The 22,640-nt window shown below is 69.6% G+C and carries 25 protein-coding genes; 18 read left to right on the forward strand and 7 right to left on the reverse strand.

Translation table 11 applies throughout. From position 1 onward, the window contains the following. Window positions 1–7 precede the first annotated feature (7 nt). The 4 genes from KME78_RS55615 to KME78_RS55630 all read left to right on the forward strand — a co-directional run bounded on the left by KME78_RS55615 (window position 8) and on the right by KME78_RS55630 (window position 3,486). Window positions 8–1,177 carry a helix-turn-helix domain-containing protein gene (locus KME78_RS55615; protein ID WP_219538155.1) on the forward strand — a complete coding sequence of 390 codons (1,170 nt, stop codon included), beginning with the start codon at window positions 8–10 and terminating at the stop codon, window positions 1,175–1,177. 97 nt (window positions 1,178–1,274) lie between these two features. Next, window positions 1,275–1,628, forward strand: a complete 354-nt coding sequence (locus KME78_RS55620) for a hypothetical protein (protein ID WP_219538156.1) — start codon at window positions 1,275–1,277, stop codon at window positions 1,626–1,628. 53 nt (window positions 1,629–1,681) lie between these two features. Beyond that, entirely contained in the window at window positions 1,682–1,912 is a 231-nt protein-coding gene (locus KME78_RS55625) for a hypothetical protein (RefSeq protein ID WP_219538157.1), read from the forward strand. 635 nt (window positions 1,913–2,547) lie between these two features. Next, the gene (locus tag KME78_RS55630; RefSeq protein WP_219538158.1) at window positions 2,548–3,486 is read left to right on the forward strand and encodes an HpcH/HpaI aldolase/citrate lyase family protein; all 939 of its coding nucleotides are present in this window, start codon (window positions 2,548–2,550) and stop codon (window positions 3,484–3,486) included. A gap of 22 nt (window positions 3,487–3,508) precedes the next feature. On the opposite strand, the gene KME78_RS55635 is transcribed toward KME78_RS55630, so the two are convergent. Both KME78_RS55635 and KME78_RS55640 read right to left on the reverse strand, forming a co-directional pair. After that, on the reverse strand, window positions 3,509–4,051 hold the full coding sequence (locus KME78_RS55635) for a DUF6529 family protein (RefSeq protein ID WP_219538159.1): 543 nt from the start codon (window positions 4,049–4,051) through the stop codon (window positions 3,509–3,511). After that, window positions 4,048–4,782: a hypothetical protein gene (locus tag KME78_RS55640; protein WP_219538160.1), complete on the reverse strand. Its 735-nt coding sequence runs from the start codon at window positions 4,780–4,782 to the stop codon at window positions 4,048–4,050. The genes KME78_RS55635 and KME78_RS55640 overlap by 4 nt, the downstream gene beginning before the upstream one ends. 99 nt (window positions 4,783–4,881) lie before the next feature. Here KME78_RS55640 and KME78_RS55645 point away from each other — a divergent pair, with 99 nt between their 5' ends. From KME78_RS55645 to KME78_RS55655, 3 genes are all read left to right on the forward strand, one after another. Then, window positions 4,882–5,883 carry a CPBP family intramembrane glutamic endopeptidase gene (locus KME78_RS55645; protein WP_219538161.1) on the forward strand — a complete coding sequence of 334 codons (1,002 nt, stop codon included), beginning with the start codon at window positions 4,882–4,884 and terminating at the stop codon, window positions 5,881–5,883. A 327-nt stretch (window positions 5,884–6,210) separates the two neighbouring features. Beyond that, window positions 6,211–8,898 (forward strand): DUF6242 domain-containing protein, encoded by a 2,688-nt coding sequence (locus KME78_RS55650; protein ID WP_219538162.1) that lies wholly within the window; start codon window positions 6,211–6,213, stop codon window positions 8,896–8,898. Window positions 8,899–9,156: 258 nt separating this feature from the next. Then, window positions 9,157–9,897: a class I SAM-dependent methyltransferase gene (locus tag KME78_RS55655; protein WP_219538163.1), complete on the forward strand. Its 741-nt coding sequence runs from the start codon at window positions 9,157–9,159 to the stop codon at window positions 9,895–9,897. Here KME78_RS55655 and KME78_RS55660 read toward each other — a convergent pair whose 3' ends face one another. Then, window positions 9,898–10,740: an SMP-30/gluconolactonase/LRE family protein gene (locus KME78_RS55660; RefSeq protein ID WP_219538164.1), complete on the reverse strand. Its 843-nt coding sequence runs from the start codon at window positions 10,738–10,740 to the stop codon at window positions 9,898–9,900. Between the two features lie 229 nt (window positions 10,741–10,969). On the opposite strand from KME78_RS55660, the gene KME78_RS55665 reads away from it, so the two are divergent. Beyond that, window positions 10,970–11,467 carry a GNAT family N-acetyltransferase gene (locus tag KME78_RS55665; protein WP_219538165.1) on the forward strand — a complete coding sequence of 166 codons (498 nt, stop codon included), beginning with the start codon at window positions 10,970–10,972 and terminating at the stop codon, window positions 11,465–11,467. Window positions 11,468–11,537: 70 nt separating this feature from the next. Here KME78_RS55665 and KME78_RS55670 read toward each other — a convergent pair whose 3' ends face one another. After that, window positions 11,538–12,029: a GNAT family N-acetyltransferase gene (locus tag KME78_RS55670; protein WP_219538166.1), complete on the reverse strand. Its 492-nt coding sequence runs from the start codon at window positions 12,027–12,029 to the stop codon at window positions 11,538–11,540. A gap of 124 nt (window positions 12,030–12,153) precedes the next feature. On the opposite strand from KME78_RS55670, the gene KME78_RS55675 reads away from it, so the two are divergent. Further along, a complete protein-coding gene (locus KME78_RS55675) occupies window positions 12,154–13,458 on the forward strand; it encodes an MFS transporter (RefSeq protein ID WP_219538167.1) in 1,305 nt (434 codons plus the stop codon). A gap of 9 nt (window positions 13,459–13,467) precedes the next feature. Here KME78_RS55675 and KME78_RS55680 read toward each other — a convergent pair whose 3' ends face one another. Further along, window positions 13,468–13,863, reverse strand: a complete 396-nt coding sequence (locus KME78_RS55680) for an NUDIX hydrolase (protein ID WP_219538168.1) — start codon at window positions 13,861–13,863, stop codon at window positions 13,468–13,470. A 73-nt stretch (window positions 13,864–13,936) separates the two neighbouring features. Between KME78_RS55680 and KME78_RS55685 the strand changes: the two genes are divergently transcribed. From KME78_RS55685 to pqqE, 9 genes are all read left to right on the forward strand, one after another. Then, the gene (locus KME78_RS55685; protein ID WP_219538169.1) at window positions 13,937–14,563 is read left to right on the forward strand and encodes a DUF6758 family protein; all 627 of its coding nucleotides are present in this window, start codon (window positions 13,937–13,939) and stop codon (window positions 14,561–14,563) included. 64 nt (window positions 14,564–14,627) lie between these two features. Further along, complete coding sequence (locus KME78_RS55690) at window positions 14,628–15,338, forward strand: MBL fold metallo-hydrolase (RefSeq protein WP_219538171.1); 711 nt, start codon at window positions 14,628–14,630, stop codon at window positions 15,336–15,338. Continuing rightward, window positions 15,322–16,356 carry a RecB family exonuclease gene (locus KME78_RS55695; RefSeq protein ID WP_219538172.1) on the forward strand — a complete coding sequence of 345 codons (1,035 nt, stop codon included), beginning with the start codon at window positions 15,322–15,324 and terminating at the stop codon, window positions 16,354–16,356. Before KME78_RS55690 ends, KME78_RS55695 begins: the two co-directional genes overlap by 17 nt. Before the next feature lie 77 nt (window positions 16,357–16,433). Continuing rightward, entirely contained in the window at window positions 16,434–17,576 is a 1,143-nt protein-coding gene (locus tag KME78_RS55700) for an MFS transporter (RefSeq protein ID WP_308127513.1), read from the forward strand. A gap of 110 nt (window positions 17,577–17,686) precedes the next feature. Then, window positions 17,687–17,839, forward strand: coding sequence for a pyrroloquinoline quinone precursor peptide PqqA (gene pqqA / locus KME78_RS55705; RefSeq protein WP_214639785.1), 153 nt, complete (start codon window positions 17,687–17,689; stop codon window positions 17,837–17,839). A gap of 12 nt (window positions 17,840–17,851) precedes the next feature. Further along, entirely contained in the window at window positions 17,852–18,652 is an 801-nt protein-coding gene (pqqB, locus tag KME78_RS55710; protein ID WP_219538175.1) for a pyrroloquinoline quinone biosynthesis protein PqqB, read from the forward strand. Then, window positions 18,649–19,317 (forward strand): pyrroloquinoline-quinone synthase PqqC, encoded by a 669-nt coding sequence (gene pqqC, locus KME78_RS55715; RefSeq protein ID WP_219538176.1) that lies wholly within the window; start codon window positions 18,649–18,651, stop codon window positions 19,315–19,317. The genes pqqB and pqqC overlap by 4 nt, the downstream gene beginning before the upstream one ends. Beyond that, entirely contained in the window at window positions 19,317–19,556 is a 240-nt protein-coding gene (pqqD, locus tag KME78_RS55720; RefSeq protein WP_219538177.1) for a pyrroloquinoline quinone biosynthesis peptide chaperone PqqD, read from the forward strand. The genes pqqC and pqqD overlap by 1 nt, the downstream gene beginning before the upstream one ends. After that, the gene (gene pqqE / locus KME78_RS55725) at window positions 19,553–20,632 is read left to right on the forward strand and encodes a pyrroloquinoline quinone biosynthesis protein PqqE (RefSeq protein WP_219538178.1); all 1,080 of its coding nucleotides are present in this window, start codon (window positions 19,553–19,555) and stop codon (window positions 20,630–20,632) included. The genes pqqD and pqqE overlap by 4 nt, the downstream gene beginning before the upstream one ends. On the opposite strand, the gene KME78_RS55730 is transcribed toward pqqE, so the two are convergent. Together KME78_RS55730 and KME78_RS55735 are read right to left on the reverse strand one after the other, a co-directional pair. After that, entirely contained in the window at window positions 20,583–21,494 is a 912-nt protein-coding gene (locus KME78_RS55730) for an oxygenase MpaB family protein (RefSeq protein WP_219538179.1), read from the reverse strand. The genes pqqE and KME78_RS55730 overlap by 50 nt on opposite strands. Window positions 21,495–21,507: 13 nt before the next feature. Beyond that, entirely contained in the window at window positions 21,508–22,401 is an 894-nt protein-coding gene (locus KME78_RS55735; protein ID WP_219538180.1) for an alpha/beta fold hydrolase, read from the reverse strand. Window positions 22,402–22,640 lie beyond the last annotated feature (239 nt).

Here is a 22,640-nt window from a genome sequence, read left to right on the forward strand (position 1 = left end):
TGGAGTCGTGGCCACGATTGGCGAACGCCTTCGCAGCGTTCGGAAGCGCCGAGGTTTGACTCAGCGGGGCCTGGCCGACGTTGCCGGCGTGTCCGTCTCGCTTGTCCGCAAGCTGGAGCAGGACGCGCGAAGAGATGTACGGCTGGAGACGCTGCGTAAGATCGCGGTGGCCCTCAAGGTGCCGACGACCTCGCTGATGATCCGACTGGACGCGGAGTCGGCGGACGAGGAGACGCTCGGCCTGTGGACGCCGGTACGGCAGGCACTGTACGGACTCGATGGTCAGCCCTCAGAAGCACCGACGCGAGACGGTCTGGGCGAGGCCTTGGCAGCGTCGATGCCGCTGTGGAAACAGGATCGCTACTCGCAACTCGCCGCGATGCTGCCCGTGATGCTCAGGGACGCGGACGCGCTCACAGAGACGGACCTGTCGGCGCGCCACGTACGAGGGAGGCTGCTGCACCTCATCGGCTGGCTGATGACCCAGACACGCCAGTTCGACGAGGCCGAGTTCGCGCTGTCGCGGGCCATGGATGACATGAACGACTCCTTGGACGCGGCGGCCACGATCAGCACGCACTGCTGGCTTCTCCTGCGTCAGGGTCGCCTCAACGAAGCCCGCCGGTTGGCGACGCGCTGGGCCGATGAGGTGGAACCTCGTATCTCTCGCGCGACACCGCATCAGCTGTCCGCCTGGGGCTGGCTGCTGCTGCGCTCCTCTGCCGCCGCCATCCGAGACAACCGGCCTGGAGAAGCGGACGACACGATCCGCCTCGCTCGCACCGCAGCCGTGGCCATGGGCCACGACCTGACGCCGGGCGAAGACTTCCTTCGGACGTTCGGCCCAGTGACCGTCGCGATGAAGCGCGTGGAGAACGCCATGATCGAGGACCGGCCGGACAAGGTTCTCCAGCTCTCGCAGACGATCCCGGTCACCGACCTGCGCCCGACCTCCAACAACCGGAACCGGCATCTCCTCGACGTGGCCGAGGCTCACCGGCGCATGCATCGGCACAATGAGGCTTTTGAGATCTTGCAAGGTGTTCGGCGCGATGCCCCGGAGTGGATGACGAACCAGCGCTATGCCAGAGACATCCTGAAGGGGATCATTGGCAGGCGGCGCACACTCACCGATGAAATGTGCGATCTCGCGGACTTTGTGAGACTTGAATACTGAGTTGTGGCACCGCGTGTGTCACTTCTGTCGGCAGCTATGAAGAAGTGACACGAAATCGCACTTCCGGGCCTATCGGGCCTGCTCATAGCGTTGAAGCATGCATTCGACCGCAACGGGATTCCGGCCGCTGAGCGCGCATAGAGAATCGCCTGTAATGCCGTCGCAAGCCGCCAGGCGATTGCGCGATGAATTGGCGGCGCTTGGCATCCAGGCCGATATCCACGAAGGACATGGGCTCGCTCTGATGTCCGTATGGGCCGACCTGGTGGTCTGGACCGACGGCTGGTGCTACCGCTGGTGGTCGGGGCGGAAATCCTCGCACACTGGGCGATGGGTCTACGCGTTCGCTCCGGTCGATGACCCGGTGACCACTGCTCGTCGAGTCGCTCTTCGGTACGCGGAACTCCGCCAGAATCATCCGTCCGCACTGCTGATGGGCAGCTCATCGTGATCGATTCGGACGCGTGCCTGGGGCCGCACATACCTGTGTCACAACACGAGCACATGGAACTGGTCTGGCATCCGTCGTTCTGCGGGGTGAGCCGGGTCCGCGTTCTGGCCTGGACCTGTGAATGCCGCGCGACGTTCTACGAGCTGTGCCAGGCCGGCGGCCAGGCATTCATCCGCCGGACTCTCCAATGCGCGCCCCAGCATGAGATCAAGGAGACCTTTCGCTGGCCGCTACGCCAGGCTTACGAGGTGTGGGCAGCGCTGCTGTGCGGCGAGGCGCGGTAGGTCCGGCTTCACCACACCCGAGATGACATGCTGCGATACAGGAGAATCCCGGGCAACCCGCATCCACCGGACGGGGTTGATGCCAACAGAAGATCACGAACAATGGCGCAGCCGGGGCGGTCAGTATCCGGCAGAATGCCCACGAACTGTCCGGCAGAACGCCCACGAACTGTCCGGCAGAATGCCCACGAACTGTCCGGCAGAATGCCCACGAACTGTCCGGCAGAATGCCCACGAACTGTCCGGCAGAATGCCCACGAACTGTCCGGCAGAATGCCCACGAACTGTCCGGCAGAACGCCCACGTAACCTAGTTGACCTGCGATAATGCCCACCGTATGGCCAGGAATCTTCGCCTCCTGCTGTCCGCAATGGGCTTTCGAAGCACCTGGCCGGCTCCGGAAGGTGCGCGGGCGGAGCCCGCGCCAATAGGGCGTCCGAGCGGAGCGAGGGCCTGCAGGGGTCGGGGCTTGGCCCGACTGGAAGAAGCGACTGAGCGTCCATAGGCGCGAAGCGCCCAAGGCGAAGGCCTTTGTGTGGGGCGGGCGTCAGACGGTCAAGCCGGTAAATGGGTAACGGGTGGGTGGTAGGCGGGTGTGGTGCGACGAGCCACGGGCAGGGCACTAGCGTGTGCGCATGCGCTCACGTCGATCTGTTCTCGCTGTCCCAGGTAGTAACCCCAGGTTCCTGGAGAAGGCCCAGAGCTTGGCCGTCGACGAGGTGTTCCTCGATCTGGAGGATTCCGTCGCTCCTCTGGTCAAGGATGAAGCCCGCAAGAACGTCGTGACCGCGTTGCGGGAGGGTGACTGGACGGGGAAGACGCGGGTCGTACGCGTGAATGATCTGTCGACGCAGTGGACCTACCGTGACGTGATCGAGGTGGTGGAGGGTGCGGGGGACAACCTCGACTGCCTGATTCTGCCCAAGGTGCAGGACTCGACCGAGGTCGTGTGGCTCGACACGCTGCTCACCCAGATTGAGAAGACGATGGGGTTGCGGGTGGGGCGGATCGGGATCGAGGCGCAGATCGAGAACGCGCGCGGGCTGGTCAACGTGGACGCCATCGCGGGGGCGTCGAGGCGGCTGGAGGCGCTGGTGTTCGGGCCGGCCGACTTCATGGCGTCGGTGAACATGCGCACGATGGTCGTGGGGGAGCAGCCGCCGGGCTACACCGAGGGCGACGCGTACCACTACATCCTGATGCGCCTGCTCATGGCCGCGCGGATGCATGATCTGCAGGTGATCGACGGGCCTTATCTGCAGATCAGGGACGTCGAGGGGTTCAAGCGGGTGGCCAGGAGGGCCGCAGCGCTCGGGTTCGACGGGAAGTGGGTGCTCCACCCGGCGCAGGTGGAGGCGGCCAATGAGGTGTTCTCGCCGTCGCAGCCGGACTATGACCACGCCGAGCTCGTCCTGGAGGCGTACGACTACTACACGACGGTCGAGAAGCGCGGCGCGGTCATGCTGGGGGACGAGATGATCGACGAGGCCTCGCGCAAGATGGCGCTCGTCGTGGCGGCCAAGGGCCGGGCTGCCGGGCTGAGCCGTACGAAGACGTTCAGCCCGGAGAGCTAGGGCCGCCAAGCCGTCAAGGCCGTCAGACCTTGAAGCCGATCGTGGTGAAGAACCAGAACGATGACGTGATCCAGAGGCAGACCAGCGCGGTGAACGCGAGCCCGCCGATCACGGGCAGCGTCCAGCCAGGCGTGCCCCGCTTGGGCAGGACCAGCATCTTGGTCGTGAACAGCCCGTAGAAGAAGCAACCGAGCAGCGAGTGGGCGAGCACCCTGGGCACGTCGTACTGCAGACCCAGGGCGTACAGGCAGTGGAAGGCGACGGGGATGGTCAGCAGGAAGGCCAGCCGGCCCGACCAGCGATGTACGGCCGGCGGGATGGAGACCCCGAGCCTGCCCCACATGGACATCGCGGTGATGACCTGGACGGCGGCGAGCACGAACGCGCCCGTCGTCAGCCATACCTTCATCGGCAGCGCCGCGGAGAAACCGGCGGGGCCGACCGCGAAGCCAGTGGGGGTGTGGACGCGTCCGAAGACGCCGAGGGCGATCGCCACCAGGCCGCCGACCAGCAGCGGGATCAGTAAGGGAGTGATGCTGGTCGGCCTGTGCGCCGTGGCGGTCATTGCATCTCCTGGATGAAGCCGTCGACATCCTTCGGGTTGAGGGTGGTGTCGTCATCGAGCGGCACCGGGGCAGTCGGCTGGTAGACGTTCAGTTCGGGGATCCGCAGCTGCTTCTCGTCGGAGAACGCGGCGCCGACCTGCCTGAAGCCGCCCTGCGGTTGCTTCAGTACGATCCAGCCGGCGCGGATCTTGGCGCCTCGCACCTGGGCGGTCGCCCGGTAGAGGCCCGAGGGCTTGACCACCTTGGCCGCGGAGAAGGTCCACTTCTTGCCGCCGACCGTCATCCAGCCGGTGGCCTTGCCGCCGCCCAGGGTGCCGCCGACAGCCGCGGCGCCGAAGCCCTTCAGGGTGATCTTTCCGTCTTTCTCGTTGCCCTTGAACCAGGCCTCGGTCTTGCCGTCACAGAAATATCCGATGGTCTTGCCGTCGCGCGTGGAGATGGCGATCAGGCCGCCGTTGCCCCGGACGTAGCCTCCGTAGTCCGCCTTGTCGATGGTCTTCGCGGCGGTTTCGGTGGGTTCTGGTTCGGGGGTCGCGGCGGCAGCGGTGGGCTCCGCAGAAGGTTCGGCGGAAGGCTCAGCCGCGGCGGCGGTCTCGGTCGCGGGGGGTTCGTTGGAGGTGGCGGCGGCCGTGTTGTTCGCCGCCGGTGTCGCGGTGATGCTGGCGACACCCAGCCCGACGGCGAGCGCGGCGCCCGCTGTCAGGGTGATGACAGGTCCCAGCCTTGACATGAACTGCTCCCAGGGTCGAAATGCTTACTCCACCGAGCATCCGCTCAAACTAACGGATCGTCTGTGAACTAATGCTCATCTCCCGGACAGAATGTAGAGATGCAGGAAAATCCTGGACCCCAGCTTCCGTACGGAACGCAGCCGCCGGGCCCACCGGCTTACCCCTACCAGCCGCCGCCCGTACCCGCTCGGGAGCCCTGGTTCCTGCCGACCCCCCAGGGCGCGCGGTACGACCACCTGGCCAGAGTGAGTGACCGCGGCCCATGGCGGGAGATCGTCGGGACGATCGTGGTGGCCATCGCGTTCGTCGTCATCGGGGCGGTGGTGCTGTTCGTCGGCGCGGTGCTGGCGACGATCCTCGGTATCCCCGCACCGCTACGGCCCGACCAGTTGTTCGGCGATCCGGTGTTCGGGCTGGTCGTACTGTTGCTCTCGATCGCGGCCGTGCTCCCCGCGGTGTTCGGTACGGTCGCGCTCGTCCAGCGGCGGCGGCCCGGGTCGCTCTCCTCGGTCGCCGGGCGGTTGCGCTGGCCGTGGCTGCTGCGCTGCCTGGTGCTGGCGGTGATCGCCCTGGCGCTCGGGCAGGCCGCCCAGGCCGTCGCGATGATGGTGACCGGGAAGCAGGTCACGGACATGTTCGGCTGGGCCGGGTGGAGCGCGTTCCTGCCCTCGCTGATCGCGATCGCGCTGCTCGTGCCGTTCCAGGCCGCCGCCGAGGAGTACATCTTCCGCGGCTGGGTCCTGCAGGCGTTCGGGGCCCATCTGCGGAACCCGATCTGGGGGATCCTGCTGGGTTCCGCGTTGTTCGCGGCCCTGCACGGGTACACGTGGGCCGGGCTCGTCGACGTGTTCAGCTTCGGCGCCCTCATGGGGTGGCTGGCGGTGCGGACCGGCGGGCTGGAGGCGCCGATCGCGCTGCACGTGACGAACAACGTTCTCGCGTTCGGGATCAGCGCGGCCGCGGGGGAGCTGGACAAGGCGCTACAGCAGGGGGAGGTGCCCTGGCAGTCGCTGGCGGGGACCGTGGTGCAGTTGAGTGTGTTCGCGGTTGGGGTGATGTACCTAGCCAAAAAGCGGTCAGTTGGCACTGTTTCGGGATAAATAGATAGCTGGTGCCAGGAATCTCGCTAGAGAGGTCTCGCCATTCGGGCTCAGTCGTGTTGCTCTGGATCCTGTGAGTGGGCGAGGATTCTGGAGGTGATCATCTCGGCGAGGGTGCCCTGGAACGATCCGGCATACCTCTACCGGGCTCGTTCGCTCAGTTCGATCAGTACGTACTAGGAGGTGCGACGCGTGGCCTCCGGCCCCAGCGACCCGCCGGGTGACGACCCCCGGCCAGAGCGAGCCGCCGACCCGCAGCCCGCGAACGAGCCCCGGATCCGGCACTCTCCGCCGGGTCCCACCGATGATCGGACTCGGGGCTTACCCGTGTCCTCCCCCTGGGGTATGCCGCCCTTCTCCTCCCCCGTCCCCGAGGACGAGCCTCCTGACCCGCCCAAGGGGCGCCGGCCGTACAGCTCCCCGACGGCGGAACCCGAGACGGAGCCGCGCCGCCGACGGGTCGTGAATTATCCCGACAAACTGGTGGCCGGCGGCCCACCTCGCCCCGAGGCCGAACCTCCGGCCGAGGACGAACCCCGGTCCTGGTTCGAGACGGAGAACCAGCCCGAAGAAGATCTTGACGAGCCGGAGCCCGAGGCACCTCCAGAGGAGGAGGGCGAGGTGCGGCGCGTCGGGCGACCGCCCGCCGGCCGGCCCACGAGGCCCGACCTGCTCGTCGCGTCGGGCCCGCCGCGGCCCGGCGGCTCCAGCGGCAGGCACCATCGTGGCCCCGCTCCGTCGGCGATCCGCAGGGCGAGTCCGGTACGCCGGCGCAGCCTGGCCGCGCCGGCCGCCATACTCCTCGCGCTGGTCCTGCTCGTGGGCGGCGGCGTGCTCGTGTGGCAGTGGAGCTCGTCCGACCAGCCGGGACTGGCGCTGTCCGACGGCACCGAACGCTCGGGAGACGAGCTGTTCACGGTGCCCTCGGCGGGTGACGGCTCCGACCAGAAGCTCAACGACATGACCTCCGTGGGCCGCGCCGTGGTGGCCGTCGGCAGCGACACGACGAGCCCGACGCCGCGGCCGCTGTTCCTGTTCTCGCCGGACAGCGGCAAGACGTGGCAGCTCGGCCAGATCAGCGGAGCGAGCACCCCGACGGTCCAGCGGGTCGTGGGCGGCGCCGGTCGCTGGCTGGCGAGCGGCGGCGACGGGGTGGGCGGCGAGCGCGGCCTGTGGACGAGCACCGACGGGTTCAGCTGGTCGGCCGTGGAGCAGAGCGGCCTGTCGGCGTTCCGGAACGGTGATCTGATCTCCGGCATCGCCAGGACGTCGTCGGGGTTCGTCGCGGTCGGCCGTACGACGCTCGGAAACGGCGGAAGCGGACCCGCGGCCTGGCAGTCGCCGGACGGGCGCGCCTGGAAGCGGGTGGACACGAGCGGTCTGGGCGCACGCGAGCTCACCGCGGTCGTGGCCAAGGGCGACACCGTCGTGGCCATCGCCGAGTCCGGCCAGGGCGACGGCTCACGGGTCGTCAGGTCGAGCGACGGCGGCGCCACCTTCCAGCCCACCGAGTTCCAGCTGCCCGAGGCCACGACCGGGTCGTCGGTGGCCGTACTGCCCAAGCAGTTCGTCCTCGTACCCACCCGGCAGCGGACGATCACCGGCGACGTGCGTGTCTACTGCTCGCCGACCGGCGCGCAGTGGGCCCAGTGCGGCTCGATCCGCGGCCTGAGCGGTACGAGCCCCGGCATCGACGAGCTGATCACCTACCCGTCCGGCATCGCCGCGGTCAGCCAGGCGAACCTCGGCAAGTACTCCATCCTGACCAGCTCCGACGGGCGTGGCTGGGCCAAGCGGACCGACCTCGGGAACCTGCCGGGCGCCACGCTGCGCGGCTTCACCATCTCCGACTCGGGCACCCTGTTCGCGGGCGGCGACCAGGCGACGGCGGACGTCGAGAACCAGCTCGTCCTCATGACCGCGCCCCCGCGCGGCGACGCGACGCGCATCCGGCTCGCCGGCGTCGACGGCCTGTCGAGGATCGCCCGCCAGACCACCCGCCTGGCCGGTCACGACGGCCGGTACGTCGCGGTCGGCTCGGCCTCCGGCGACGCGGGCATCTGGACAAGCCTGAACTGGCAGTCCTGGACCTCCATGAGCCTCGGCGGGACGAACCAGCAGATACTCGATGATGTCGCCTATGGCCGCCGCGGCTGGCTGGCCGTCGGCAGCACCCAGTCGGACACGTCGGTCACCGACCCGCTCCTGGTGTCCTCGGCGGACGGCCGCACCTGGAAGAAGGTGGCCGCCTCAGGCGACCTGGCGCGGACCCAGGACCACCAGTACCTGGGCATGCACGTCGTAGCCGCCGGCGAGGCGGGTTACGTGCTGGCCGGCGAGGACAGGAACGCGGCGGGCGTCCCCGGCGCCGCGCTCTGGTTCACGCCCGACCTGCGGAAGTTCACCCGGTCGAAGAAGCTGCCGCAGAGCGGCTCCGGCGTGCGCGTGTACGACGTGGCCGCCACGCCGTCCGGATATATCGCCATCGGCGGCTCGGGCGGCGGCGACCAGGAGAGCACCGTGGTCTGGTTCTCGGAGGACGGCGTCAACTGGAAGTCCCGGCCTCGCGTCTCGCCCCCGGAGGCGGGTTCCGCCGGGTTGCGGCAGGTGGTGGCGTACCAGGACAAGATCATCGCGATCGGAACGGCCCAGACACCCGGCTCGCGCCGCGCCTTCGCTGCGGTCTCGGAAGACGACGGTACGACCTGGCGTACGGCGTGGCTGCCCGCTGACCAGGCGGCGGCCGTGTACGACCTCGCGGCGGCGGACCAGGGGCTGGTGGCGGTCGGCTGGCACGGCAGGCCCGGGGAAGGGGACAGCGCGGTCTGGCTGTCCGAGGATGGCCTGACGTGGAACCGGGTGGACCTGACGAAGGGACGGCTGGCGGGGCAGGGGATGCAGTGGCTGGCGGCGGTGACGGTGATGGGGTCGGAGGTGGTGGCGTTGGGACGTTCTACGACCTACAACGCCGACCACATGATTCTCTGGACGTCCTCCCTTTCCTCTGACCGCTGACCTTTCTCGACTAATTTCACCGGGCCCCACAAAAGGGGCCTCGCTGTGCCCTCAAGAAGCCCCTTGGGCGCCCCTGACAGAGGCGCTGCCGGGCGGCGACCGCCTGCCCGGAGGTCTCCTCACCCGTGGAGATTCAGGCCGCTCCACGGCCCTTCGAGCGGCGTCGGAAACCGCCTCTGACGTGGGCAAACGCGATGTAAAACCGGTAAAATCCAGGGGTCCGGCCGCGTGGGCGGCTGTGCTCTGAGGAGGCTATGCGTGAACCGCGATATCCGTACGGCGGACGACGTTCTCAGCATGCTGGACCGGCTTTTCGCCGAGGATGCCGACCGATGGACACCGAACGCCGCCACCTGGTGGGACACGTTCTACTCCGACCGCTCCACGCAGATCCCCTTCTTCGTGGCCAAGCCGGACGAGAGCCTGGTGTCCTACCTCGAGCGCGGCCTGATCACCCCGGGCCGAGCCCTGGACCTTGGCTGCGGGCCAGGGCGCAATGCCATCCATCTCGCCTCACTCGGCTTCGAGGTGGACGCCGTCGATCTGTCCCCGGCCGCCGTCACCTGGGGTGAGGAGCGGGCCCGCGAGGCCGGTGTCGAGGCCCGCTTCCACTGCGGCGACATCTTCTCCGTCGCACTGCCGCCTGGCCAGTACGACCTGGTCTACGACTCCGGCTGCCTGCACCATCTGCCGCCGCATCGCCGGGTGAGCTACCTCGGCCTGCTGGACCGTCTCCTCGTCCCCGGCGGCCAGCTCGCCCTCACCTGTTTCGCCGCCGGAGCCATGGGGTCCGAGCTGTCCGACGAGGAGTTCTATCGCCAGGGTCGGCTGGACGGCGGGCTGGCCTACACGCCTGAGGCGCTGCGCTGGATCTTCTCGGACTTCACCGAGATCGAGTCGCGGCCCATGAGGGAGCAGTCGCCTGACGCGCCGGTCTTCGGGGTTCCCTTCCTACTGACGGCGTTGTTCCGGCGCCCGGGGACCACCACGGCGTCGTGATCACGGCCAGCCGGCGCCGGGCACCTCGACCTCGGCCGAGAGCACCTGGCCGGTGCCGGGCGGCACCATTTCCGGCATGCCACGCCACTCCGCCGCCACGATGAAGAGTGTCGTCCGGTCCTCGCCGCCGAGTTCGCAGGCGAAGGCGCCGCGGTCGAGGTCGATGGTCCGCACCTTCTCGCCGCCCTCGCGTACGCGTACGCACTGCCGGTTGGGCACGTCGGCGTACCAGACGGCGTCCTCGGCATCGACGCAGATGCCGTCAGGGACGCCGTCCCCGAGGTCGGCCCATACCCGGCCGTTCGACAGACCACCGTCGGCGCCGATGTCGTACCCCATGAGCCTTTTGCCGTACGAGTCGGCCACGATCAGCGTGGAGTTGTCCCGCGTCACGGCCATCCCGTTCGGAAAGGAGATGCCGTCGGCCACGTCACGTGCCGAGCCGTCGGGGCTGACCTGCGTGACGGCTCCTGGAGAGAACGCCCCGCCGGCGAGCATGTCGAAGCCCACGCGATCGACATAGGTGTTGCCACGGCCGTCGATGACGATGTCGTTCCAGCCGCGCCCGATGCCGGTCAGGTCGGCGTGGGTCGCCAGCGATCCGTCGGGTTCCAGGCGCAGCAGCAGTCCCCGCGCGGAGTCGACGATCACCATCCGCCCATCAGGCTGCCAGGCCGTGCAGAGGGGGAGCGAGTCCACCCGGGTCACGACTTCGTGCTTGCCGTCGAGGTCGAGCGCGATCACCTCGTGCGCGGTCCAGTCGGAGAAGTACAGGCGGCCGTCGTGCCAGCGGGGCGACTCGAGCAGCCCGAGATCGGTGAGCCAGGTACGTAGTTCAGACATTGAAGACTTCCTTCGCGATGTCTCTGAGCGCGATGTCGAAGCTGAGCGACTCGTTTCGACATCCTCGGCGGGGGTTGCTAGGGTCACGTCGGCGCGAGGGCCGCGTGATCGCTGTGTGACGAGGGAGGTTGATGAATATGGCTGCCGACAGCCGTCATCAGCATGCCCTTGTCCGGCCCGCGCAAAGCTAGCGCGGTCCGGGTCGTACCGAAACGACCAGGAGTCACACGTGTCATCTTCCCCCACCGATCTGACCACTGCCCGTCTCATCCTGCGGCCGTGGACCGACGGCGAGGTCACCGCCGTCCTGGACGGCACCCGCCCGGCGCACTGGGCCGCGGACTTCCCCGCCGAAGGCGATCACGTCATCGCCGGCCTCTTCGCCGAGCACCCCGCCTGGCTGGGCGACTTCGGCCACCGTCAGGTCATCGAGCGCGAAAGCGGCCTGGTGGTCGGCTCGATCGGCCTGTTCTGGCCGCCCAGCGACGGCACCCTTGAGATCGGGTACGGCATCGTGGCCTCCCGGCGAGGCCGCGGCTACGCCCCCGAGGCCACCCGGGCCATGGCGGCGTTCGCCCTCACCGCGCCGGGCGTGCACACGGTGTACGCCAACGTGGAGCCGTCGAACCCGCCCTCGATCCGGGTCCTGGAGAAGGCCGGTTTCCAGCGGTGGACCGCTGAGGAACAGTCCATCCGGTTCCGTGTCATGACGGCGGACCTGCCCTAACGATCACATTCGCCGCGCCGAGTGCCTGAGCGGCGGCCGACGGGCTGCGGCACTCGGCGCGGCACGACCTCTAAGGGGCCGGCTTCTTCGCCATCACCAGCTCCCGCAGACCGTTCGGCAGTTCGTCGCCGATCTGGTCCGTGCTCTCGAACCCGTTGCGCCGGTACAGTGCGATCGCCTTCTCGTTGAACGGCGCGACCGCCAGCTCCAAAACCTCGGCGCCCGCCTCCACGGCCCACGACTCCACGGCTCGGATCAGCCGATCGGCGACTCCGCGTCCCCGCGCCGCCGGGCCGACCCACATCGAGATCAGTTCGGCCACGCCTTCCCGCTCGCCCGGGATGCCGCTGGCCATCCCCACGGGCTTCCCGTCGAGAAGGGCGATCAGGTCCCGTGAGCCGGGGATGCTCAGGCGGGCTCGCCAGCGCTCCTCGCGGTCGCCGTCGCCCTGCCAGTCCGCGAGCGCGACCCCGAACGCGTACGGTGCCTCCGCCAGCGCGACGAGCCGGAGCTCTCGCCAAAGGGTCCAGTCATCCGCCGACAGCTCCTGCAATTCGATCATCCAGGCAGGTTGTCGCCCCGAATGCCCTGATCGCAACTGTATTGAGCGGTGGTTGAAGGTAATTGACACACTTCTCAACATCTATGAAGCTTGTCGTCATTCCGGACAGCCGAAAGGGCACCAGATGACGGCGACGGCTCGTGACCCCCAGCACATAGACCCCGCCCGCTCCCGCAGGGCCCTGATCGCCGGTTCGATCGGCAACTTCATCGAGTGGTACGAGTTCGGCGTCTACGGCTATTTCGCCACCATCATCGCCGCCAACTTCTTCACCCCCGCAGGCGCGAGCGACGTGGAAGCGCTCGTCAAGACCTACGCCTCGTTCGCCCTGGCGTTCTTCTTCCGGCCGCTCGGTGCCGCGCTCTTCGGCAGGCTCGGCGACCGGATCGGCCGCAAGCCCCTGCTCATCCTGGTCGTTCTGCTCATGTCTGGCGCCACGGCACTGATCGGGGTGCTCCCGACGTACGCCACTCTCGGCGCGGCGGCTCCGTGGCTGCTGACGCTCGTCCGGATCGTGCAGGGGCTGTCGGCCGGAGGGGAGTTCGGCGGGGCGGTTTCGGTCATGACGGAGTTCGCGCCGCGTGGCAGGCGCGGGCTGTACGGATCGTGGCAGTCGTTCACCGTGGCGCTGGGGCTGCTCGGGGGAGCGGGCGCGGCGGCCGTGCTCGCGACCGCGCTGCCGCAGCAGGACCTGGCGGACTGGGGATGGCGGGTGCCGTTCCTGCTGGCCCTCCCGCTCGGCCTCGCGGCGCTCTGGCTGCGACTGCGGCTGGAGGAGACGCCGTCGTTCCAGCGGGTGAGTACGGCGGGGCCGCTCACGAAGCCGAGCGCCGGTGAGGTGACCAAGGCGATCGTGCTCGGCATCGGGCGGCTCATGGGCTGGTCGGCCGCCGGCTACACCTTCCTGGTCGTCATGCCCTCCTACCTCCAGACCACGCTGAACGCCACCTTCCAGCAGGCGTTGATCGCCACGGTGCTGGCCAACCTGGGGTTCGCGCTGGCGATCATCCCGGCGGGCGCGCTGAGCGACCGGATCGGCAGGCGGCCGGTCATGCTGGCGGGCGCGATCTCGGTCGTCGTGCTCGCCTTCCCCCTGCTGAACCTGCTCCAGGACCCCGGCGCCCCGAGCTGGGCCAAGGGACTGGCGGTGCTGGTGGCCGGGGTCGCGGTCGGTCTGATGGCGGGGCCGGGGCCGGCGATGCTGGCGGAGATGTTCCCGACCACGGTCCGCTACACGGGCCTGGGGCTGGCGTACTCGCTGTCGAACGCGGTGTTCTCCGGGTCGGCGGGGCTGATCATCACCGAGCTGATCAAGACGACCAAGGACGCCGACATCCCCGCCTACTACGTGGTGGCGGCCTGCGTCGTCAGCGCCGTGGCGCTGCTGAGCCTGCGGGGCGACGACCACCGTACGGACCTGCGCGCCTGAGGCGGGGTGTCATGCCGGTAGCGCGTCCCAGGCCGTCAGCGCCTCCAGCAGGCCGTCCGTGAGCGCGAGCCGTACCAGGTCGTCCCGGGAACACCAGCGGGCGTCCGCGGCGTCGTCGCCCGCGGTGAGCGTGCCGGCCGTGACGGTGGCGCGGTAGTCGCGGATCTCGTACGTCACGCCGTCCGGCCCGGGGCGGTCCACGGTGCCCACGAGGGGGCCGACCGTGACGAGCAGGCCGGTCTCCTCCAGGACCTCGCGTCGCAGGGCGGCGGCATCGGTCTCGGCGGGCTCCACCCGGCCGCCCGGGATCGACCACCGGCCCGCGCCCGGCGGGTGACCGCGTTTGATCAGCAGGAGCCGGTCAGAGGCGTCGACGATGATCGCGCCCACGCAATTTACGCGCACATGGTCAAGATTACGACCAGACACCGGATGCGGCCTTGACGCGGCGGTACCCGAGGACGCAGCGTGAGTAGCTGTGAAAGGGGTTCCAACCTGCCCACGGTGTTTTGGCTCGCTTCACGGGCCGAGTGCCTGGTCGAGCGCGTGGCGATGCGATGCCCACGGTGATGTCCTGCCCTACCAGCCGCCCTGGCCGCCGTCCGCCAGAGCGGTCGAGGTGATGCGGAAGAGCTCGATGGTGCCCGTGTGGCTGCCATGGCCGTTGCCGCCCGGCTGGCTCGTCACCGGCTTCGCGGAAGCGGGCGACGAGCGTACCGGGGGCCGGGCCAGCGTGGTCGCGCTCTGCGGGCCTTCGCTGACCCAGGGGCCCGCCGACCTGCTGGTCATCGCCGAGGAGCCCGGCGTCGGGCTGGGCGCCGCGTTCGCCGGACTGGGCGGCCCCGATCCCGGGGAGGGGTTCGACTCCGGGCCGCCGAACGCGAAGATCGAGGTGCTCGGGCACCCGACGGCGCTGTGGTGCGTGAGCGCGGCAGCCGACCGGGCCGTCTACGCCGGCGAGGCGAGGGGCAACTGGCTGTGGACGATCGCCTGGCCCGCCGAGGCCGGAGCCCTCATCGGGCTCGCCGAGCTGAGCCTCCACGACCTGCGCGATCTCGAGCTCGACCTGCCTTTCGGCGCCTTCTCGCCGAGGCTGGGGCACTAGGCACTCGACGAGTCACCGCCAACGCGATTCGCGTCGTCACTCAGACGGACTAGAGTTCGGAGACGTGACAGCGCGTATCGAGCGAGTGGTGAGCGAGGGTGTCGTCGACGTCGACGGCACCGAGCACAAGGTCGAGAACAACATCTGGATCGTCGGCGACGACGAAGAGGTGATTGTGATCGACCCGGCGCGTGACGCCGACAAGATCCTGGAGAAGGTCGGCGAGCGAGAGGTGCTCGCCGTGATCTGCACCCACGGTCTGCCCGACCATGTCGGCGCCGCCATCGAGGTGGCCAGCAGGGACGAGGCGGTGATCGCCCTCCACCCCAAGGACAAGCCGCTCTGGCGGGAGACCTGGACCGAGACCTGGCCCGACATCGACATGGAGGACGACGGCATCTTCGCCGTCGCCGACGTGCGCCTCGATGTCATGGAGACGCCCGGCGTCACGCCCGGCGGGATCTCGCTCTACTGCGAGGGGCTCGGGGTGGTGTTCACCGGCGAGACGCTGCAGGCCGACGGGCCCGGCAAGATCGGTGGCGAATACCCCGACCTCAACTACCAGCTCAACGCGATCGGCGCGCGGCTGTTCACGCTGCCCGCCGAGACGCGGGTGCTGGCCGCCCACGGCGACGAGGTGACGGTCGGCGACCTGGAGCCGCACTTCGGCGACTGGCAGCTCAGCGAGTCGTCCGACACGGACGAGGGCCCGCTCACCGACGGCACCAAGGCCGCCGGGATCAGGCTCGATCCGGGTGATGGCCGGGGTGTATGACCAGCTGCCGCTGGAAGGGATGCCGCGACGGCTCTATTCGTGCACGCCGTCGCGGCTGAACGCCTGGCTCGACTGCCGCCGCCGCTACCGGTTCACCTACCTGGATCGGCCGCAGCCGTCCAAGGGGCCGGGGTGGGCGCACAACAGCGTCGGGGCCAGCGTGCACAACGCGCTGGCGGCCTGGTGGCGTGAGCCGTACGAGCGGCGGACGCCGCTGACGGCGGCCATCCTGCTGACCAACGGGTGGATCACCGAGGGGTTCAGGGACGCGGACCAGTCGGCGCAGTGGCTCGGGCGCGCCCGCGACCTCGTGTCCGGATATGTCGGCACACTGGATCCGTCGGATGATCCGGTCGGCGTCGAACGTACGGTGGCCACCCGCACCAAGATCATCGCTGTGTCCGGCCGGATCGACCGGCTCGACCGGCGGGGTGACGAGCTGGTGGTGGTCGACTACAAGACCGGGCGGCGGCCTCTCAGCCAGGACGACGCGCGGTCCTCGCTCGCCTTGGCCATTTACGCGATCGCGGCCTCCAGGATGCTGCGCACGCCGTGCCACTCGGTCGAGCTGCACCACCTGCCGACCGGCGAGATCATCGAATGGCGCCACACCGAGGAGTCCCTCGCGCGCCACCTGGGACGCGCGGAGGAGGTCGGGGTCGAGGCCGCCACCGCCGACGAACGCTACCGCGAGGTGATGGGCGCGCCGGGCCCCGTACGCGCCCGCTCCTCCGGCGCGGCGAGCGGCCGGACATCATCCGGTACGACCTCTGCCCCGGCCTCCACTGCGGCCGGAAACAGCGGCGCCGGCACGGCCGGAAACGGCGGCCCGGGCGCGACCGGTGGCTCTGTTGGGGAGCGCCCGCAAGTTGGGCCCCCGGCCATGTCGGCTGAGCTGGACGCGGTGTTCGCCCCCAACCCCGGCCCGATCTGCGGTTGGTGCGACTTCCGGCGTCACTGCCCCGAGGGCCAGGCCGCCGCCCCCGAGCGCCGCCCCTGGGACGGCCTGGCCGAATAACGACGGCAACCCGGCCATCACCATGGTTGGACTTATCCGGTTATGGTCGGGTTGTGGGTCGGGTGGGACGTTTGCCGGTGGCTGTGGCGCTCGGCGCGTTGTTCAACCCGCTGAACTCGTCCATGATCGCCATCGCCCTGGCCCGCATCGAGACCGAGTTCCGCGTAGGCGTGGTCGCCGTCACCTGGCTGGCCGCGGGTTTCTACCTGACCGCCGTCGCCGTGCCGCCGGTGATGGGCGCGCTGGCCGACAGGTTCGGTCCCCGGCGGGTGTTCTGCGCCGGGCTGGTCATGGTGGGACTGACCGGTGCCCTCGCCGCCGTGGCCCCCTCCTATCCCGTCCTGGTGGCGGCCCGGCTGCTGCAGGCGTTCGGGAGTTGCGCGACGCTCCCGGCCGGGATGGCGATCATCACGGCGACGGCGGAGAAGGGGCGGCCGCCGCCCCGCGTCATCGCGATGATCTCGATGGTGCTCACGGCCAGCGCCGCCGCGGGGCCGGTGCTGGCGGGGTTCCTGGTCAGCCTGTGGGGCTGGCGGGCCATCTTCCTGGTCAACGTGCCACTCGCGGCGGTGGCGCTCGTACCGGCGTTGCGCTGGCTGCCCAAGGTGGCTCCCGTTCGGCGGCGGCAGGCGTGGCTGCCCAGGCCGCGGCCCGCGCTGCTGGCCACGTACGGGGTGTTCGCGCTGGTCAATGTGGTGTTCTATCTGGCGTTCATCATGGTGCCGCTCTGGGCGCAGCGCTCGGGCGGGCTGCCGCCGCATCTCGCGGGGCTGCTGGTGCTGCCCATGGCCGTGTCGGCGATCGTCATGACGCCCGTGGCGGTGGCGCTGGCCTCGAAGGCGGGGATGCGGGCCGTGCTGCTGGCGAGCGCGACGCTGCTCCTGGCCGGGTCGTGCGCGATGTTCTGGGCCGGGCCCATCGGCCTGGTGCTGGTGACCACGTCGCTGATCGGCCTGGCGTCCGCGTTCAGCCAGTTCGGCCTGAACTCGCTGGTGTTCGTGCACGCCGACCGGAACGAGACCGGCATGGCCGTGGGCCTCTTCCAGGCGTCGCGGTACATCGGAGCCGCTACGGCCGCCTCGATCACCGGCGTGCTGTTCGACCCCGCGGGCATGGGCCCCAGCGGCTGGGTCATGGTCACGGCCTCGACGCTCATCCTGCTCGCGGGATTTATCATCCCCGTCGAGACATCGGATGAAGAATCCCGCCAAAACCAATAAAAACCGGCTATAGGGCCAAATTAACCGGCATAGCTCCGACCTACGCCATTGACGGAAAGCATCCTGGGCGGTCATATCGGGGGTAACCCCCTACTGAAAGGCAGGTGCGCATGTCCCAGCCGAAGGAACAGGGCAAGCAACCACCCAGGATCCACGCGAAGAAGGTCAGGGCCCGCGGCGAGGAGACGACCTGGCACAAGCCCGACTACCAGGTGGTCGAGGCGTCGATGGAGATGACCGCGTACTTCCTGGCCACCAGGTAACCGGACACCGCCATGCGACTGCAGGTGCTCGGCACCGCGGCCGGTGGCGGCGTGCCCCAGTGGAACTGCGCGTGCCCTGGCTGCTCCGGGGCACGCGCTCATCCGGGCCGCCGCAGGCGCCACGCCAGCCTGGCCGTACAACAGGACGACGGGTGTTACGTCGTCAACGCCACGCCCGACATCGCCGACCAGATCGAGGCGTGCGCGTGGCTGCGGCCGGGGCCGGGGCCGCGTGAGTCGCCGCTGAAGGGCGTCATCCTCACCGACGCCGAGCTCGACCACACGATCGGCCTGCTCAGGCTCAGGGAGGCGGACGAGCTGGAGGTCCGCTGCACCCCGGTGGTACGGCAGGCGCTGCGGCCCTTCGCCGACATCCTCCGCCCCTACCTGCGGCTCTCCTGGGCCGACGCCGACCTCATCCCGATCTCGGCCAAGCGCCCCCGGTACGCCGGCTCCCCGGAGGCCCCGGACTGGGTGTCCGCCCTGCGCCTCATGGGCGGAGCGGTGGTCTACGCCCCCGCCATGGGCGTGTGGCCCGACGAGCTGGACGAAGCCGAATGCGTCATCATCGACGGCACGTTCTGGGACGACGAGGAGCCCCGCCGTACCGGGATCTCGGAGAAGACCGCCACCCAGATGGGCCACCTGCCGATCGAGGCGACCATGGAGCGCCTCTCCCGGCTGCCGGGCCGCCGCCTGTACACCCACCTCAACAACACCAACCCCCTCGTGGACCCGGCGGCCGAGCAGCACAAGGTGCTCGCCGAGCTGGGGATCGAGGTGGCCGCCGATGGGATGGTGATCGACCTGTGAACGGCTTCGAGGCCGAGCTGCGTGCCGTACCGGAGAAGCGTTACCACCACCTGCACCCCTTCAACCAGCGCATGCACGCGGGCGAGCTGACCCGTGACGAGCTGCGGGGCTGGATACTCAACCGCTTCCACTACCAGCGGCACATCCCGATCAAGGACGCGTTCATCCTCGGCAAGCTGGAGACGCCCGAGCTGCGCAGGACGTGGCTGCGCCGGATCCAGGACCACGACGGCACCGCGCCGGGGGAGGGCGGCATCGAGCGGTGGCTGCGTCTCGGCGAGGCGGCGGGGCTGGAGCGGGACCTGTTGCTGTCGGGCGAGGGCGTGCTGCCGGGGGTGCGGCTGGCCGTCGACGGTTACGTGAATCTGTGCCGCAACGGCTCCGTGCTCGAAGCCGTGGCCGCCTCGTTGACGGAATTGTTCGCACCGGACCTGATGCGCACCAGGATCGCCGCCTTCGAGCGGCACTATCCGTGGATCGACCCCGAGGGGCTGCGTTACTTCCGCGTACGCGTCTCTCAGGGCCGCCAGGACAGCGGCGAAGCCCTCGCCCTGGTCCAGGAGTGGGCACGGACCCGTACAGACCAGGAGAAGGCCCTCACGGCCCTCGGCTACAAGTGCGACGTGCTGTGGGCGCTGCTCGACGCGGTGGACGGGGCTTACTGATGACCTGGCGCCCCGCACTGTCCCGCGCGGCCATGCTCCGCCACGATCCGGTACGGCAGGCCGACCTGCTGATCGTGCCCGAGCGGATCGTCGTGCTGAACGAGGAGGCGGCGGCCATCGTCGGCCTCTGCGACGGCGAACGGACCGTGGCCGACATCGTCGCGGAGCTCCCCGAGGGCGTGGAGGCGGATGTGGTGGAGTTCCTCGACCGGGTGCGCGCGGAGGGGTGGCTGCGGTGAGCGCGCCCTGGGCCATGCTGGCCGAGCTCACGCACGCGTGCCCGCTGCGCTGCCCGTACTGCTCCAACCCGGTCGAACTGGCGGCCAGGTCGAGCGAGCTGAGCACCGGCGAGTGGCAGCGGATCATCGCCGAGTCGGCGGCGCTCGGCGTGGTGCACGCGCACCTGTCCGGCGGCGAGCCGCTGCTCAGGCCGGATCTGGCGCCGATCGTGGCGGCGGCCGAGAGGGAGGGCGTCTACACCCAGCTCGTCACCAGCGGCGTCGGGCTCACGGAGCGACGGCTCGGCGAACTCGCCGGAGCGGGGCTGCGGAGCGTGCAGCTGTCGGTCCAGTCGGCGACCGGCGCCGAGTCGGACCGGATCGCCGGAGTCGCCTCCTTCGCGTGGAAGGAGCGGGCGGCCGCCGTCGTGGCGGCGAGCGGGCTGCCGTTCGGGCTCAATGTGGTGCTGCACCGGGAGAACCTCGACGCCGTCGGCGAGATCATCGAGCTGGGACTGTCGTGGGGCGTGGAGCGCATCGAGCTGGCCAACACCCAGTTCTACGGGTGGGGGCTGCTCAACAGGAACGCGCTGCTGCCCACCAGGGAGCAACTCGCCCGCGCCGAGGCCGTAGTCAGGAAATATCGTGAAAAAACGGATGTCGAGCTGATCTGGGTGATCCCCGATTACTTCGACGGCGTGCCGAAGCCCTGCATGGGCGGCTGGGGCGCGATCTCGATCACCGTCGCGCCCGACGGCCGGGTACTGCCCTGCCCGGCGGCCTACAACCTGCCGCTGGAGCCGCCGAACGCCCGTGACCACTCGATCGGCTGGATCTGGGAGCACTCGCCCGCGTTCAACGCCTACCGGGGCACCGGCTGGATGCGCGAGCCCTGCGCGAGCTGCCCGCGCAAGGAGCTCGACTTCGGCGGCTGCCGCTGCCAGGCGTACGCGCTCACCGGCGACGCCGGCCGCACCGACCCGGCCTGCGCGCTGTCACCCGACCACCATCTCCTCGACGAGCTGGCCGGCGGCGGCACGTGGACCTTCAGGCGGCCAGCCCCTTCGGCCAGCGGCGCGGATCGGTCAGCCCCCTGAGCCCCTTGGCGGTGTCGTAGCCGGCGGCACCGAGCCGCTCGCGGGCGGCCCGCAGCATCTGCCTGGTCGACGGCATGAACGCGTGGTCGTGCAGCGGCTCGGGCAGGGAGTTCATGGCGAGCCTGAACGCCTTCAGCCCGGCCGTCACCGTGGCCTGAGGCACCTCCGGCAGCACGCCGTACATCCGCCTGGCCCAAGCCGGCAGTGTGTAGTAGCACAGCGCGCCGAACGGGAAGTAGGCCGGTTTGCCCGGCGTGAGTGCCCGCAGTTCCTGCGGCAGCCTCGGCCAGAGCAGGAACCGCACGGCGGAGGCGGCCTCCTCGGTGACGCGCAGGGCGGGCCGTACCTGCTTGAAGTAGGCGTCCATCTCCGCGCACGAGCCGGGCACGTCCTCGGGGTGCAGGCCGACGTAGGAGGCGCTCCTGCGCTGCTCCCGCAGGTAGGAGTCGGCCTGGCGCTCGGTGAGCCCCAGCCCGCCGCGCCTGGCCACCTCCAGGTAGGACGAGACCTCCGCGCAGTGCACCCAGAGCAGCAGCTCGGGGTCGTCGACCCGGTGCGTCCTGCCGGTGTCGGGGTCGCTGACGCGCAGGCTCTTGTGGATGCCGCGCACCCGCCGGCCGATCTCGTCGGCCTCGGCCGGGCTGCCGAACGTCGTGCGGCCCACGAAGTCGGCGGTGCGGCGCAGCCGGCCGAACGGGTCCTGCTGGAAATTGGAGTTCTGCCAGACGCCGCGCATCGCTATGGGATGCAGCGCCTGGAGCATCAGGCCGCGCACGCCGCCGACCCACATGGTGCGGTCGAGGTGCACCAGCCAGGTCGCGCTGTGCGGCGGCTGGACGACGATGTCTTCGCTACTCGTCATAGTAAGTAGATAATTACACGGCATTAGACCATGTGTCCAAGTGCGGGCTCTCGACCGCGTTCCAGAACCGGATCAGCGCCGCGGCCGTGGTCTCCGGAGCCTCCACGGCGGGCGAGTGGGCCGCGCCGGGCAGGACCACGCACTCGGCCCCCAGCCTGGTCGCCATCTCCGACTGCAGGTCGGACGGCCAGCCGTCGTCGTGCTCGCCGTACAGGACGAGCGTGGGCACCTCGATCTGCCTGAGCTCGTCGGTGCGGTCCGGCGCGTTCAGCGTCTGCTCGGCCATCCGCGACAGGGCGGTCGGTGAGTTGGCCAGCAGGCGCTTGCGCAGAAAGGCGATGATCTCGTCGGGGACGCCGTTGGCCAGCGCCTCGGGCTCCATCTTGGTGGCCCAGACGTGCTCGAGCCCCCGGACCGGGACCTCCTTCAGGAGGGCCCTGCCGTTGCGGGCCCGCTCGCCGACGATGGCGGACGGACCCGAGCTCATCAGGGTGAGCGAGGCGAACTTCGTCCGGCCGTCGATGACCGCCTCGCGCGCGACGAGCCCGCCGAAAGAGTGTCCGACCAGGTGCATCGGCTCGTCGCCGCCGTTGAGCGTCTGGGCCAGCAGGTCGACGTCGGAGCCGAGCGCGGCGCACGTGTAGGCGCCGGGGTCGTCGGGACCCGGCGTCTCATATTGCCCCCGCAGATCGACGGCCACCACCCGGCGACCCGACTGGGCCAGGGTCTGCAGGACCGCGATGAAGTCTTCCTTGCTGCCGGTCAGCCCGGGGATCAGGAGGGCGGGCCAGCGCTCAACCACACCGCTGACCGGAAGCGCCTCAAGGGCCGCGAAGGTGCCCTGGGCCGTTTCGATCTTGTGCGGTGCAACGCCAGGAGGCAGGTCGAGGAATCGCGGCGTACTCACGTGAGGCAACAATACCCAGAGGTCAGGGCCTCGACACCGGCATACTCCGTACGCTGGTGCGAGTTCACGGAAAGTTGTCCGGGTATGGGCGGAAAAAGGCGCGCACCGCGGGATGCGGTGCGCGCCTGCTTCTGTCAGCCTTCGGTCCCTGCGTCGGCCAGGTGCCTAGCCGGCGCGACGGCGGTTGCCACCGCCGTTGTTGCCACCGCCGCCGCCACGCGGCTGGCGGCGCGCCTGCT

The sequence above is a fragment of the Nonomuraea guangzhouensis genome, from assembly GCF_019396345.1.
Taxonomy (GTDB): domain Bacteria; phylum Actinomycetota; class Actinomycetes; order Streptosporangiales; family Streptosporangiaceae; genus Nonomuraea; species Nonomuraea guangzhouensis.